Raw genomic sequence first — 15026 nt, forward strand, 5'->3', positions numbered from 1 at the left:
GTGGCTTTTGAAATTCCTTGCCAAAGCCTAGGGCGCGGGATTACGGTCTTCATCCTCAAAAGTGTGGATGACAGGGGTGTCAGCGTGCGGCAGGGATGGCGTGAGAAGGCAGGGATAAAGGACGGGCTGATTGCGGACCTCTATGAGTCGGTCCTGTCACCCGGAGACGTTCCGGCAGTCATTGCCCGCATCAACACCTATCTGGATTGCGACGGCGTCCACATGGTCGGCTGGGATGAGTCGAAGAACGAAATCCTGATGAGCATGGTGTCGGGCAACCACATCCAGGGCGCGGAAGCTGCCTACCTGTCGCACTTCCAGGCCATCGACCCACGCAGAAAGATGGGCCTGAAGTCCCCGACAGGCATTGTCATCGCCTGCCATGACGAGCTCGATGACAAGTACGTGTCGGGGTCGGAGTTCTATCAGGATTTCCTGATTCCCCATGGGCCGAGATACGTGGCTGGCGGAAACATTTATCGGGAGCAGGGCCGGAATGTCCACATCGCCTTCAATCATCTGGTCGGCCGGTCCCGCTTCGAGGGGGCCAAGCGCGAGGCACTGGGCGGGGTGATGTTGCACCTTGCCCGGTGGATGCGGATGATGGTGCGGGCTGATTGGCTCAGGGACGCAGCGGCGGGTAGTCAGGCGGGCATCGACATGCTCGACAAGGGACTGGTTTTTCTCGATGACGCAGGCAGGGTTCTTCATGCGAACCCATCTGCTGTCCAGCTGCTCGGTGACCAGATGGGCCGGGTCAATCTCGGCTTGTCGGGGACGGTCGCCGGTTCCAGCCTTGACGCCATTGCAAGGGCTGTGGCCCTCACTCGGGTTCCCTCGACGCTGTCTGTTCGGCGCGGTGGGCGAACCCTCGCCTTGACCTTGTCCCCGCTGCCACGGAGCTCGTCAGGCGTCGCGGGTGGTCTCGGGAAGATGGCGGCGGCGTCCGGAGACCTGTCGGGACTGCATCATCGGGCCAGCGTGGTCCTTTCCGTCACCGACATGGGCGGCGAGGGAAGGAAGGACGTGGCGGGCGTCGCGCGGGCGTGGGGCCTGACGCCAGCCGAGGAAGCCTTGCTGCGGTCACTGGCGGCCGGGACCAGTCCGGCGGCCCATGCCGAGGGGCGCGGGGTCAAAATCAGCACGGTCAGGAGCCAGGTTCGGGCGTTGCTGGAGAAGTCGGGGGCGGGGTCACTGCGTGATCTGATTTTGCATGTGTTGCCACGAAACTAGGAGCCTGCAATGAACGAAAAGGCCTGTGCCAGGGAAAGCCAAGACGCCTTCGACCTGTCGTCGGTCGCACCCGCTGCGAGGGAGGAACTGGATCCATCAGGGGATGAGGTAGAGGTCATCCGGAAGGTGGAAAGCTTTCACCCCTACAACGCCATTAAAAACACCATCCCCTTCGAGCGGCGCGTAATGGTCTTCATCTGGGCTGCCCTCATCGTCGGCGTGGGTGGGGTGGTCGTTGCCTTTGCCTGCACGTTTGCGCTGTGGATAGCCGACTCGTCCCCCTTGGGCTGGCCGCGTGCGGGTGACGTGCTGGTCAACACGTCGATGTTGTTCGCCGGCCTTTGCATGGGGGCCTATCCGGTTTTGTATTTCGCCCGGTACCGAAAACGGCATGACGACAGGACACGCCATGTAGGAGGTGAATACAGACACCGGGACAAACAAATCCGGTTGCTTCTAAAACATCCGTTGTCCGCGCTGCAATCGGTGGACCGCTTTTACGAGAGTCGCCCGGCGGGGCTTCCGGGGTTCCTGGGCTCGCTGTTCGGGACTGGCGTCGTCACCATGACCACGCTTGGTGCAGTGGCTGGCGTGGCCAAAATTCTGATGGATGCAAAGCCCGGCCACAGTTCAAACTCGGAAGCCGTGGAGATTCTCTTCGCCTTCGCGGTCTTTATTGTGGTCGCGGCCGCCATGAGCCGTCACGCCGTGTCTCGGGCCAGTTACCGGCGGGCAGTGTTGAGTGATGCCATCAAGTCGGTGGTGGCTGAAGAGAAGGAGGAAAAGGGCGCTGTTTGAACTCGCGCCTCAGCTCATACAGACGACAACGTCAGACGCCATTCTCCCAAAGAGGCCACGGGCCCTAGCGGCGCTATTGCGGATACCCGGTGTGCGCCATAAAACTCCATGTTCACTGTCACGAAGTTCTGCCTTTCAAGAACCTGGTACACGAATATTTCCGGATGACCGCCGAGCTTGGGCTCTCTCTCAAAGTCTAAAGTCGCCCACTTGCGCATGTTTTCGACCACCGGCGCGAGCCTTGGATGGGCGAGCGGCTCGATGGGAAGAAAGAGGGGACAAGCGACCACTTTTCCCAATAGCTTCCGCCTTCCGCAGTGATGGTGAAAATATAGAGCTCTGGTCATCTTCTCCAAAGACATGGCGAGAAGGTCATCTCGGAGTGGAAATGTTCCGTTCGTGACCACCGTTTCTCCGTCAAGTGAAAGTCCGTACATGGAAAGGGTGTGGCTTTTTTTCAAAGCCATTCTGACGGCTCCTCTGGCGGCACTCGCCCTGACGTCAATGGGGATTTTTGGAGCAATCGCACTCAAAAGAAATTTCAGATAGTCGTCGGCGTCAGACGTCTTATTGTTATGGAGCTCGCACGACGGGACCTTCAGCCGTCTATTCCAATCCTTGCCTTTCGGAAACAGGCACTTGGGGGGCACGTGTTCTTGCCCTGTCGCTTCAGCACTGCACTGGTAACAAGTGTTCGTTTCGTATTTCATCGACGATTCCCTGGAAAGAACGGGGGCAAGCTCAACTTTTATCTTCACCCGGCCAGTGAAAGGCTGACTCCCGTGCTGGACTTCTCGTTGCTGCTAAGCCCTGCTATTGGGTGCGGGTTTCTCCTTAGCCGCTCAACGCCCATTTGAATGGTCCGGGCGTCATCAGCCAGCCATCCGGTTCGCGATAACGTCCAGTTCGTCCTTCGAAAGCCTGTCCATGCTCCAACCCTTCGCAAATCGGGCATTCCGCGATTGAGGCAACTGGGCCTCGGTCAGGTCGTTGATTCGTACGCGGGCGGGGAGGGCCGCGCCCTCGCCGACAAAGATGGCTTCCTGCTGTCCGAGGTTCGGCAGGGACTTGGTCATGCCGGACAAGCCGTCAGGCAGGAACCGGGCCACATGTTGCTGGTCTGCCTGGTTGGTCAACCGGAGTACAAGCCAGGTGCCGCACTGGGCAATGACCGTACTCTCGACGTCGGCGGGTCGTTGGCTGACCAACATCAATCCCAAGCCATATTTTCGGCCCTCACGTGCAATCCGACGGATGGCACCCTGCGCGGCGGCATATTCGGCCTCGCCCCGGTCGGGGACATACCGGTGGGCTTCCTCGCACACGAGAAGGACAGGGTCCCTCTCCCGCTCCTCGGGTGCCTGAAAGACCTTGTACCGGAACAGCAATTGGGCGAGCGACGCTGTGAGAGGGCCGGCGACCTCGTTGGGCAGCCCGGAGATGTCCAGTACCTTGATGTCAGCATCGTCTTCCCTGACACCGACAAACTGACCGATGATGTCCCCCAAAGACGGGTCGCCCGGTTGCCAGTCCTTCATCATGAACCGGATGCGGGGGTCTTGCCGCAACACGGAAATCTTGTCGAGGATAGACTTGAACTCGTCGGCGAATTGTCCGGCAGGGACGCTCTCCAGAACATTTGTCTTCGTCGGCCGCGCGGCCTGAAGGTAGACGATGTGATTAACCAGTTCATTCAAGCTGAATGGACGCGGCTTGTCGCGGTCAAAATTGTCCAGTTCTTCCTGCGTGTGCCCGTTTGCGGGACGGGGATAATCGTGGGGAAGGCCATCGGTCGGGGCGGGACCTCCATGCGTCGTTGGAGATGCGGCGACCAGCCCGGCAGCCTGCATCCGGGCATGCGTCAGTGCCTTGTAAATGACGTTATGCTGGCTTGTGGCTTCCCGTTCCGTTTTCCCAATGGTCAGCAGCCGAAACTCCTCGGCAGACATGAGCCAATAAGGCAGCGCAACCGAAGTGCCTGCTGCATTTTCATTGCCGACGGGGTCATAGGCGCGGTAACGGACTCCCCGATTCCCGAACGCGGTGCCGTACTCGCCATGCGGGTCGACGACGATGATGCAGGGGCGACATTCATCCAGCCCGTTGGCTCTGTGAATCAGGGTTGCGTGCAGGAGTGCAGATACGGCGCCAGATTTTCCCGAGCCAGTAGAGCCTAGGACCGCACAGTGCATGCTGAACATCTTGTCGATGTTGGCCCGGCAGGAAACGCCTTCCGCACCGACGTATGTGCCGAATCCAACCAGCGCATCAATGCCATCTTCTGCTAGCTTGCCTTCGGCGGCCGAATAGAGTGCGACGCCCTCATCCCTTGTCAGGAGATACACGCCCTGGCGAGGCAGGGGGTAGGTCGTTACGCCGCGCTTGAAGTTGAGCTTGTCAGTCGCCGACAGCCACGTGCCTTCGGCGAAAAGCTCGACTTCCATGATGCGCTGGTCGGCCTCCGGAGGAATGACCTTCCCTTGCTCAATGAGGTCTTCCGAGCGCATGCGAAGCAGCGACACAAATCCGAACACCAGACTCCGACCGAAATGAACCTTGACGATGCTCCCCATCTGTCCGATGGGATAGACACGACCTGCATGGCTTCTGCTCAGTTCTGCAACATCCCCATCGAGTTCGACCCGGATGGTCGTTCCTGACACCTCGATGATATGTCCGATGCGCAGTTCCTTGACGACGTCGAAATTGTTCATGCTGTCGCACTCCCCGTGCGAAGGAACGCGGTGGTTCCTGTGAACTTCCACCATCCAAACACGGTGCCGTTGCCGTCATCAATTCTTGCCCGACGACCCCAATGAACACCGTGCTCCGTCAGGACGAACACGCGGTCTGCGGCGTCCGACCTCAGCCACTCCCTCAAGATTTCCGGCAATGCGGCTCCCTCCATGCAGAACGCAATCAGGGTCAGCTTGCTGTCGGCCGAGAGCAAGGCACGTTCAATTTCCTCGTTGACGTGTTCATCCCCGAAGCTGTAGCCGGCCACGCCGAGCACAAGTTCGTCGCGCGCGCCGATGGTTCTGCGGAAAAGGTCAAATTGGGAGGCAAACGGGTCCCGCTGCGTCGACAGGTACTTGGTCGACTGGGGATGGATGAGAACGCGGCCTTTCTTTTCGGGATAGACATCGCTGTCCCGCACTCGCCACACGCCGCCGTCTTCGCCGAGCACCCAGTCAATGGAGCCGTGGAGCTTGATGACCAGGGCGCGGGACCCGCCAACCTTCGGCTCCTGTCCGTACTGGTGCGCCCGATATGCAACGGCACCCCCCGCGAAACCGTCCCATGCGGGAATGCGGGCCAATGCCAGGGCGTCTTCGAGAAGCGTGTCGTAATTCGTCGTGAAAAAATGGGTTGGCTTGAACCGGTTGGCACGGCCGGCCTGCCGCTTCTCAAAAAGAGCGCGCACAAATTCCCGGTGGTGCGTGGCCACGGGAAGCGGCTTTTCTGGCGTACCAATCTGTTCGGCTACTTCGCCCTTTGCCTCAACATATCCCCACCGGATGGTGGTTGCGATGTCATCGAGGATGGCGGTATGGGCAGCATGCAGGGCATCGGTGGTGAATTCCTCACCGCCGACTGAAATGGCCTTGGCCTCCAGCCGCGTTGCAATCGCCGAGTAATCTGCGAGTTGGCTGAGCACCTGCTCGATGTGGGCACTTTCCGGGAGCTCTCCGATGAGAAGCTCCAGCAGTGCGCCGTGGTCGCCTTCAGCTCCAAGAGCCCTGACCCTGGTGGTCAGGGCTCCCATCAGCGGCAATCCGGCTTCGACACTGATACCCGCACCCAGCAGCCATGCCTGGTTGGCGGTACTGAAGTGACTGTCGAGCTGGTGCACGACATCCTCGAACGCATTCCCCGCCATGTCCTTCCCCTGGATTTGTGGAATCACGATGGTACGGCGAAGGTGGGCTGCCGGGAATCCGCCCAGCACGTCGCGCTGGCCTGTGCGCTTATTCGGCAATAGGACGAAACATGGATACCGAAAACGCGACACCCGTCGTCGGCTGGACTTCCCGTTCAGCGCGGGTGCGACACGCTGCCCATGTCAGACGTCCCGATGACGGTGATGAAGCTGCCACCCGTGTCAGGCGTCCGGCGTGGCCGGCCAGGCTTCTTTTTCTGAGCAGGTTTCCAGGCTGTCCTGCGTCGGCTTCTTCTTGCTTCCCGTCGCTGGCTTCGGATTCGGTCCCCGTTTCGCTTTAGGCTCCTTTCCCGCCGCCACCAAGACCGCATTGGACCGGCCACGCACACTCTCACACATGAGGTAATGGTCAAAACGGCCGCGCTCGTAGGGGACGACGTCGAGCTCAGGGAAGGGCAGGCGATTGAGTTCCATGAGGATGTCGAGCGGTGTGATTTCGTCCTCGTAGAAGTTCTCCGCCACCTCATTGCCGCTGGGCACCGTGCCAGGACGCGATTTGCCGCTGTGCCCGAGCAGGGCACGGCGAACGGTGGCAGGCGTCCGGGCATTTCGCATCAAGGTAGCGATGGTGTGGCGGAAGCAGTGGAAGGTCACCTTCGGGTCCAGGATGTTCCAAATCGTCCGCAGGTTGCCGTTGAACCAGCTTTCGATGGTGCCTCCGGGCCGGCCTTGGGATTTCCGCAGGCCCGGAAAGAGGTCCTTCTCGCCGAAGGCGTCGAGGTCTTGGAGGTATCGCTCGAACCCGAGGTCCAGAACACGTTTCGGAATGGGAACCACGCGAACCGCATTCTTGCCCTTGCGCTTCTTGCCCCGACCTAAGTACATGCAAAGAACATCGTGAATGACCCCGTCGCGGTCGGGCATTTTCTCGATGCGCACATCCGCCCGCTTGAGCTGTCCGATTTCGTTCGAACGCGCTCCTGTAAAAGCTGGAATGAGATGGCCAAAGAACTTCCACGGCGCATCGGCTTCTGCCATTTCATCCTTGTCGAAAGGGCGCTGCCACTCCGGGTTGTTGTACGACCGCTTCGAATGGATGACCTGGGGGCCAAAGTGTTTGCGCCGGTTGATGAGCAAGACGGGATTGGCGGGGGACCTGTCCCATGGTTTGAGCCGGTTGAAGAATGCGGAAAGATGCTGGACGTATTTTTCCTGGGTGCTCACCGCGATGGGTTCGCACTTGTGCTTCCGGGAATAGGCGAGCAACTCGGTCATGCTCATGTCCTTGTAACCCACGATGTTTTGGCGATTCTTCGGCCAGACCGCGAGCGCATCGAGGAACCGCTCCATGTCGAGGACATTGACCCGCGACGAGTCCTTGTTGCCGTTGGCAGCAATGAAGAGGTCAAGACAGATGCGGATGGCCTGCGACGTCGAGTCCTCTTTGCCGCCCCGGCTGTATTGCATCATGTGGATGTCGGAGAGCCCCTGAAGGTCGTAGGGCAGCTCGTCCGCATCGGGTTCTGCCGTGCCGCTGACGGGGGTGGACCTGTCTTCCTGAGGTACAAGAGCGGCCACGGGCGGAGCGGCAAGCTCCAGAGCGGACGGAGACGCCGGTACCTCGACCATCGTCGGGAGCACCGCCGCAGGCGGGATGGTCGGTGCGGGCGAGGGAGGGGCCGGAGTGGACACTCCGGAACGGGGCATGCCATTGCCAGCGACCGCAGCATTCCTCGCCACATGGTCGAGTACCGGCAGCAGGTGGTCCAGCAAATGGGCCAGCGTGTCGGCACTGTCCGTTTCTGACGCCGTCAGACGGAAGCCGTGATATTCGAGTTCCCAGCGCGGCGCATTTTTTGCCGCATTAAGAACAGAGGTAATGGAGGGGGAGTGCATGGCAGCGGAACCTTGTTGAATTGGCCGCTGGTTTATAGAAAAAAATAGGCCTGTCAAGCATTTTCCAGTCCGATCAAAATAACATTTATTTAACGAAATATTCGGCTCTGGGCCTTGTTTGACGCCATTTTGGCGATCAAGGTTTTTGGGATTTGGTCCGCGTCAGGAAACGGCCGTTCACGAATATAGGCAAATTCGGCAAGATAATTCGAGGCAATTGACCTGTTTTGGTCAAATAATCGCCAATTGCTGGCTTGACAAAAACCACTTCGTTGGCAGATTGGGGAAGTCAATTCAGAAAGGTCCACTCCAGTGCCGCAACTGAGAAAAAATCTCGAAAATCGCGACTAGAAAAGGAGTCGGGCAGTATTCGCAGTCTAACGTATACATGCTACTTCTCCAACCTAACTCACTGATTTGACTAATCCAACCAAAAAGCTAATAAAAATGCCAATTGGCTAAACTCTATCCAAATCGGAATAAGGACTTTCCATTGAACGTACCATCCACCCCCGACCTTGCCCGCTACTTCGCCAAGGTCCGCCTGACCCTCCATTCCGCTGCCAGCTTCACCCCCGATGGCGTCGCCCACACCGCGTGGGCCCTGAGCCATACAGAGAACGGAAAGCCCTACTGGATAGGCGAGCGGAAGCGCTTTGTCTCGACCACCGAGCTCTGGTCGGCCTGGCAGGCCCATCAGCTCTCCTTGCACCTCCAGCATGCCCAGGCCCTCCGGCTTGTCCGCTTCTACCTCCGGAACGAGCCCGACCATGTCGAACCCTTCAACGCCTGGCTCGACTACAAGGCGACGGCCCGCGCTGCGCAGTTCGACGAGGTGGACGTCGATTGCTGGCCGTGGACCTCCGCCACCACGTCCATGGACCGTCGCGACCGCCTGAGTACGCCGGGCTGGCCCTGGTCCGATGCGCCGACGCCTGCGGTCATCCGCCGTTGCACCAAGCGGTCCGATGGCAATGGCTGGGCACGGCGTGCGCTGAAGGTTGCCGAGTTCGACAGACAGTCGGCCACCCGGTACACCGCTGCCATCCGGGCCTTGGTCGAATCCGAGCGCCGCCGAATGTTCGACCGGAAGATGCCAAGGGCAGGCGCTCCGGTGACAGCGCGGGCAAGGCGGCTCTGATTTTTCTCATGGATGACCGTTGGGCAAGGAGGCCCTTTTCAATGAACCACGACCTGCAACGAACGCTCGAAGACGCATGTTGGGATGGCGATGCCAATCTCGTCGCTCATCTTCTCCAGCACCCTGACATCGACCCTGCTGCCCACCATTCCACGGCACTGCTGCATGCAGCCCATCGAGGACATTGGCGCATCGTGGGCATGCTGATTCCCGTCAGCAACCCAATGGAGCGCAAGTCCGAGGCGCTCTACCGGGCAGCAAAGGGAAGGACGGCCGGGCATCGCCGGTGCCTGCGCCTGCTCGCCCCGGTGTCAGATACCCGGGAATGGGAGGCGTGGGAGTGGGCAGAACTCCCTGCGTCGTCGACAGCCATGCTCCTCCGTGTGTAGGCCTTCCCTGACAGACGTTACCTGCATAGCCCGGCATCATCGGCAAACCACAACAGGGGATTTGATGATGAAGATGGAAGTGTCATTCAAGATTGAGGGGCGTGCCTTCGACCAGGCGGTAAAGCCGGTCGGCGATGAGCTTGCGCGCATTTTCCGCAGGCTTGCCGACCAAGTCGAGGGGATGGACATCGCTGAACTTCCCCAAAGCCGGTGGGCCATTTATGCGGAAGACGGTCCCAACCTCGGCGAAGCCCGGATTATTGAATAGAGTCAGGGAGGGCGGGACATGTACTTTTACATCGACGAAAGTGGGCAGACCGGGTTGAATCTTCTCGACCCATCGCAGCCGGAAATTTTCTACGGCACGGTCAGCAGCCCGAGAGATTTGGACGTAGAAGCCCGGCCATTCGTTGAAAAGATGCGGGCCTCCCTTGGCGTCAGCCGGCTCCATGCTTCCGAACTCGGACAGGGGCGACTGGGAGAGTTCGCAAGAGAGCTCCAGACACTGGTCAGGACCTTGTCCATTCGCTTTGACGTCTACAAGCTCGTCAAACGTGATTGTGCAGTCATCCAGATTTTCGACAGCCTGTTCGATTCTTTCGACAACCCTGCCGTCCCGAAGACTGCATACCTTATCCCTCTGCGTTAACGTGCCTGGCACGCGCCCGGCACTGGATTCGGGATGGCGTTCTTTACAAGAAGGTATGTCTTGACAGGTAAGACTGACGACAGCGGCATGCGGGATGACTGGGTCGTGCTGGCCATGCTCGGCACGCTCGTGACAATTGTCGGCTCGGTGGCCCATGAAGCCATCGGTCATGGGCTGGGGTGTGCACTCGATGGCGGGACCGTCACCCTTCTGACCTTTCTGGTTTTCAGGTGCGATGGGGCGGGGTGGGTTGCCGATGGGGGCGGTCCAGTCGGAGCTCTGATTGTTGGAGGCTTGGCACTGGTTTCGCTCAACCGAAGCCGGGCTAAAAACCCGCTGTATAGGCTGGCCCTGTTTACGGTCGCAAGCATGCTTCTTTTCTGGTTTTTCGCCCAGATGGTCAAGGAGGCCTTCGACGGGAGCGACGACTGGGGTCATGTCGCAAGAGATTTGAGCTGGGCGAGCCAATGGCACATGGTCGCTGCTACCGTCGGAATTTCAGGGTATTGGCTGACACTTCGTTTCCTCAGGCATGCAGCCGTTTCAGTGATTGACGGCCGCAGGCTGCGTTTAATTGTTCCCTACCTTGGTGCTGCGCTCACTGCGCCGCTTCTTGGTGCGCTCTGGCACGGCGGGGTTCTTGCTTCGGCGGTTGATGGGTTGATGACCTTTGCCGTTGCACCCTTCGGGCATCTCCTGCTTCTTTTTTTCATAAAGCGCAATGACGTGGTGGGTGAACTCATTCGGCGAAGTCATGCGTTCATCGGCACGACCCTTGTCCTGCTCGTGCTTTTCGCAGCCGTGGTGGCGCCCGGTCTTGGGCGTCTTTCATAGGCGAATCGGCGAGGTCCACGAACACTGCACTGACGTCCCGGCAATGAGCTCGTCGCGTCCGTTGCCGCATTGTCGGTTCGGTCAGCGGCGCGGGCACCGGTGGCCTTCAGGGCAATCGATAGACGGTCGCAGGCTGAACCGGACAGGCCGGCTGTACGTGTGCGACTAAATCGTGCATGAACGGAATCGTCAATTTTGTCATTTTTGCTTCAGTCGAGCGCGTTACCGCCGATAGGGGAATATCCGTCAGGAGTTACCTATGACCGTTCGCCAACGCATTACCTTCCTAATTGTTTCCGCCGTGGTCACTGCCTTGGCCGTGGGCGCGGCAGGGCTGTTCGCGCTTCGCCAGACCGGCCAGCAGCTCGATGACCTGTATAAGACCTCCCTCGTCCCCATCGTCGAGGTCACAGCCATCCGTGACCTGTTCAACGACAACCGCACCGGCCTCAACCGCGCGTTGTTGAAAGGGACTGTCGAAGCAGCTGCCGAGGAGAAGGCAAGCAGTGCCGAGTCGGTGAGCCGGATGGACGCCCTCTGGGACCATTACTATCCGGCGCTGGTGTCGTCGGGTGCGGAACGCGCGGCCGCCGAAGCTTTCCTCAAGACCCGTCAGCACGCTCGTGCCGTAAAGGCAGAGCTTGAACCACTCATGGCCAGCGGGCGGCACGAGGAGGCCGTGGCGTTCATGCTGGGGACTGTAGGCCCGGCTTTCACCGAGGAATCCAGGGCTATCCAGGCCATCGTCAAGGCCAATGTGGATGAGGCAGCCGTCGCCTACACCGAGACCCAGCGCCGGGAAAAGACGGCCGTCGTCTTGGTCGCCCTCGTCGTCGTGCTGGGCGGTATCGGCCTTGTCGTTTCCGGTTTCTTCCTTGCCCGTTCCGTCATGCGTCCACTGATGCAGGCCCGCGAGCTGGCAGCGTCCATCAGCGATGGCGAACTGGGGCACGCCATCGCGGTGAGTGGCAAAGACGAGGTCAGTGACACCCTCCGCTCGCTGGTGGCCATGGACACGACGCTTGCCGGCATCGTCCGAAAGGTCCGTGACAACGCCGGGCAAGTCAGTGCTGCGGCCCGGGATATTGCCGCAGGCAATGATGAACTGTCCTCGAGAACACAAGAGCAGGCGTCGAGTCTTGAAGAGACGGCCGCATCCATGGAGGAGATGACAGCATCGGTCCGTCAGAATGCTGATTCTGCAGTGGCCGCCCGGGGGCTCGCCGAACATCTCGCCACTCAGGCTTCGACCACCAGCGGGCTGGCCGGCGAAACCTCCGAGGCCATGGGGCGGGTAAGTGCCGCCAGCCGGGAAATCAGCGGTATCGTGTCGGTCATTGACGAGATTGCTTTCCAGACCAATCTGCTTGCCCTCAACGCGGCGGTCGAGGCTGCGCGGGCAGGGGAGCAGGGCCGGGGGTTTGCAGTGGTTGCAGGCGAGGTCCGACGCCTTGCACACCAAAGTGCCGTGGCAGCGAAGGACATCAAGAACCTGATTGCGTCGAGCAGTGAGCGGGTTGAGGAAGGCGTGGTCCTGCTTGAGCGGACGACTGCTGCGCTGTCTGAAATGCAGGGCGCGGCCGTGAAGGTCGCCAGTTTTGTCGGGGAGATTGCCACCGCCAGTGCCGAGCAGGCGGCCGGCATTGACCAGGTCAACATGGCGGTCACCGAACTCGACGCCGTTACCCAGCAGAACGCAGCCCTGGTCGAAGAAGCCAGTGCCGCCAGCCAGCAAGCGAGCGAACTGGCGGACGGGTTGATGACCCAGGTTGCGGTCTTCCGCTTTGCTGGCAACACCGATGCGAGCATCGCGCCAGCCACGGCTCCTTTGGTACACCCCGTCCCCGCCCCGGCGGTCAGGTCGACCACCCCCCCGGCCACTTTGGCCCTGGCCGCCTCGGTGTGGCGGGAGTTCTGAGCGTGCTGGATGAATTCCTCCTGGAGCTGCGCAAAGATGGCGGCAAGGGCTCCATCCCGGGTACGCGAGTCCCGGACGGGCTTGTGCGATTTGCCCAGCAGGGGGCTGCCATGGCGGAGGCGACAATGGAGCGAGGAGATGGGATGGCGGACGCCGCCGCTGGGCGCGTCGATGAGAACGAGCGGGCGCGCCTGAGCGCCCTCGGCAGTCTGAGGGTCTGGGACAGCCGACCGCTGCCCGGCCTCGACCGGCTTACCTCGATGGTGGCCGAGGCCTTTGATATGCCAACCGTCCTCGTGTCGCTCGTTGGCGAAGCCGAACAGCGGTTCGTCTCCCGGGTGGGCATGGAGGAGTCCGGCACGGAGCGGGGCGCTTCCATCTGTTCGGTGGCCATCGAACAAGACAACGTCTTCGTCGTCGCCGACCTGACGAAAGACACCCGTTTTGCATCCAACCGCCTCGTCTGCGGCGCGCCGGGTTTTCGCTTCTATGCAGGAGCGCCCCTCGTGACCAGCTCCGGTCATGCCGTGGGCACCCTTTGCGTTCTCGACCATCGACCGCGCCGCTTCACCGACCGAGACAAGCAGCGGTTGACCGATTTCGCCGCTCTGGTTCTCGACCAGATTGCCCTGGCCCAGATGGTCGGACGCCGTGACCCCATCACCGGGCTGCCGAACCGGCAGCAGTACTATGCCGACATCCACGCCATGGCCGGCGCCGGCTTTTCCGGTACCTTCGACCTTGCGCTTGTCGATGTTATCGATTTGCCACTTGCCCACCGACTTGCCCAGGCACTCGGAATGGGCCCTGTCGAGTCGGTCATCCGCCAAGTCGCCCAGAGGCTTGAATCCATCGTCCGCCCGTTCGGAACGCTCTACCATGTGGCCGTGGCACGGTTTGCATTTTTTCTCCGGCCCCTGCCCGGCGCTTCCTGCGAATGGCTGCTCGATGAAATTGCCCGTGCCGTTGCCATGCCGCTTGATGCGGAAGGCATTGCCCTGCACCCCACGTGCCACGCCGGATTTGTATCGTTTGATGCAAGGGACGCCGCTGACGCGCTCCGTCGGGCCGTCTCGGCCACCCAGGATGCCATCGATGACCGTGCCACATGGCGGGTGTACGACGCTGTCCGCGACGAGCGTATGCGTCGCCAGTACCGCCTCGCAGCGGATGTGCCAAAGGCGCTTGAAGACCATCAGCTCCATCTTCTCTTCCAGCCCCGTGTCGACCTTGCCTCCGGAGACGTTCGCGGATGCGAAGCCCTGCTTCGGTGGAAGCACCCGGAGCTTGGCGACCTCTCCCCGGGCGAGTTCATCCCCATCGTGGCCCGCACCGCCCTCATGCGAAAAGTGACGGACTGGGTTCTCACTTCGTCTTGCCGCCAGTTGGCGTCCTGGCAAGCCGAGGGCGTGGTCACAACGGTGTCGGTCAATGTCACTGCGGCTGATTTCGACGGCGGCGACTTGCCGGACCGGGTGTTTCTGGCTTGCGTTGCAAGCGGGGTCTCCCCAAGCTGCATCGAGCTCGAAATCATCGAAGGAGACTGGCTCGAGCACAGTCCCGGCGTGCTTGAGCAATTGGCGAAGCTTCGGCGGGAAGGCGTGCGGATTGCCATCGATGATTTCGGCGTGGGATACAGCAACTTCTCGTACCTGTACACCATCCCCTTCGACATCCTCAAAATCGACCAGGCGCTGGTGCGCGGATTCTTGTCCAATGCGAGGCAGGAGGCGATGCTCACCGGCATCATCCGGCTGTGTTCGAGGCTTGGCATCGTCTCGGTGGCTGAGGGGGTCGAGACGGTCGAGGAGCACTCCGCGTTGTTCGTGGCCGGTTGCCAGGAAGGCCAGGGGTATTTTTACGCCGAGCCTTTGAGCGCTCGCGCCTTTGAAGTGATGGCGGCGGGTCCAGTTTCGACATTCCGATGTGACCCGGCGACACGGTCCTGAAGCCCCACTGGTGTTTTCCGGAACAGGGACCTCGCTGCAACGATGAAAATGCACGCGGTGACCCCGCTGGATGAAGCCACGCGCCAAGCCAATCAAAGCCGGCGGCCACGGTGGTCTTCCCGCCAAGAAGTCAGCCCGACTTTGCGTCGCGAAACGGGTAGCGTGGATGCACACATGGCACGAAGGGCAATCATGGGTGGCCGGTTGAAGTCACCAGGCCTTGAGCCGGTGACGTTCTTCCAGGGTCAAACGGCGGCCCGTATGAGGAAGATGTAGACCAGGTCGGCCGTCGGGACTGGCAAGGGCGTCGACCGGTAAGCGTTGTCCCCCGCCTGATAA

The 15026-nt window shown here is 60.6% G+C and carries 13 protein-coding genes; 9 read left to right on the forward strand and 4 right to left on the reverse strand.

The genetic code is table 11. The features are described from left to right. Both FA85_RS21145 and FA85_RS16755 read left to right on the forward strand, forming a co-directional pair. A complete protein-coding gene (locus FA85_RS21145; protein WP_051943810.1) occupies positions 1-1233 on the forward strand; it encodes a helix-turn-helix transcriptional regulator in 1233 nt (410 codons plus the stop codon). Between the two features lie 9 nt (positions 1234-1242). After that, a complete protein-coding gene (locus FA85_RS16755; protein WP_036114699.1) occupies positions 1243-2031 on the forward strand; it encodes a hypothetical protein in 789 nt (262 codons plus the stop codon). A gap of 14 nt (positions 2032-2045) precedes the next feature. Here FA85_RS16755 and FA85_RS16760 read toward each other — a convergent pair whose 3' ends face one another. The 4 genes from FA85_RS16760 to FA85_RS16775 all read right to left on the reverse strand — a co-directional run bounded on the left by FA85_RS16760 (position 2046) and on the right by FA85_RS16775 (position 7807). Beyond that, positions 2046-2741: a hypothetical protein gene (locus tag FA85_RS16760; protein WP_036114696.1), complete on the reverse strand. Its 696-nt coding sequence runs from the start codon at positions 2739-2741 to the stop codon at positions 2046-2048. 162 nt (positions 2742-2903) lie between these two features. After that, positions 2904-4745, reverse strand: a complete 1842-nt coding sequence (locus FA85_RS16765) for an ATP-binding protein (RefSeq protein WP_036114694.1) — start codon at positions 4743-4745, stop codon at positions 2904-2906. Next, positions 4742-5980 carry an SIR2 family protein gene (locus tag FA85_RS16770; RefSeq protein ID WP_197056568.1) on the reverse strand — a complete coding sequence of 413 codons (1239 nt, stop codon included), beginning with the start codon at positions 5978-5980 and terminating at the stop codon, positions 4742-4744. The genes FA85_RS16765 and FA85_RS16770 overlap by 4 nt, the downstream gene beginning before the upstream one ends. A gap of 153 nt (positions 5981-6133) precedes the next feature. Next, a complete protein-coding gene (locus FA85_RS16775) occupies positions 6134-7807 on the reverse strand; it encodes a site-specific integrase (RefSeq protein ID WP_036114690.1) in 1674 nt (557 codons plus the stop codon). 493 nt (positions 7808-8300) lie between these two features. On the opposite strand from FA85_RS16775, the gene FA85_RS16780 reads away from it, so the two are divergent. The 7 genes from FA85_RS16780 (at position 8301) to FA85_RS16805 (ending at position 14687) form a co-directional block, all read left to right on the forward strand. Continuing rightward, the gene (locus FA85_RS16780; protein ID WP_036114688.1) at positions 8301-8948 is read left to right on the forward strand and encodes a hypothetical protein; all 648 of its coding nucleotides are present in this window, start codon (positions 8301-8303) and stop codon (positions 8946-8948) included. 41 nt (positions 8949-8989) lie between these two features. Then, positions 8990-9337 (forward strand): ankyrin repeat domain-containing protein, encoded by a 348-nt coding sequence (locus tag FA85_RS21975; RefSeq protein WP_156108774.1) that lies wholly within the window; start codon positions 8990-8992, stop codon positions 9335-9337. A 64-nt stretch (positions 9338-9401) separates the two neighbouring features. Continuing rightward, a complete protein-coding gene (locus tag FA85_RS16785) occupies positions 9402-9605 on the forward strand; it encodes a hypothetical protein (RefSeq protein WP_036114685.1) in 204 nt (67 codons plus the stop codon). Between the two features lie 18 nt (positions 9606-9623). Further along, a complete protein-coding gene (locus FA85_RS16790; protein ID WP_036118010.1) occupies positions 9624-9986 on the forward strand; it encodes a DUF3800 domain-containing protein in 363 nt (120 codons plus the stop codon). Between the two features lie 33 nt (positions 9987-10019). Next, complete coding sequence (locus FA85_RS16795; protein ID WP_036114683.1) at positions 10020-10820, forward strand: hypothetical protein; 801 nt, start codon at positions 10020-10022, stop codon at positions 10818-10820. Between the two features lie 259 nt (positions 10821-11079). Beyond that, positions 11080-12738 (forward strand): methyl-accepting chemotaxis protein, encoded by a 1659-nt coding sequence (locus FA85_RS16800; protein WP_051943809.1) that lies wholly within the window; start codon positions 11080-11082, stop codon positions 12736-12738. 2 nt (positions 12739-12740) lie between these two features. After that, on the forward strand, positions 12741-14687 hold the full coding sequence (locus tag FA85_RS16805; RefSeq protein ID WP_051943807.1) for a putative bifunctional diguanylate cyclase/phosphodiesterase: 1947 nt from the start codon (positions 12741-12743) through the stop codon (positions 14685-14687). The last annotated feature ends 339 nt before the right edge of the window (positions 14688-15026 follow it).

This window comes from Luteibacter mycovicinus (assembly GCF_000745235.1).
Classification (GTDB): domain Bacteria; phylum Pseudomonadota; class Gammaproteobacteria; order Xanthomonadales; family Rhodanobacteraceae; genus Luteibacter; species Luteibacter mycovicinus.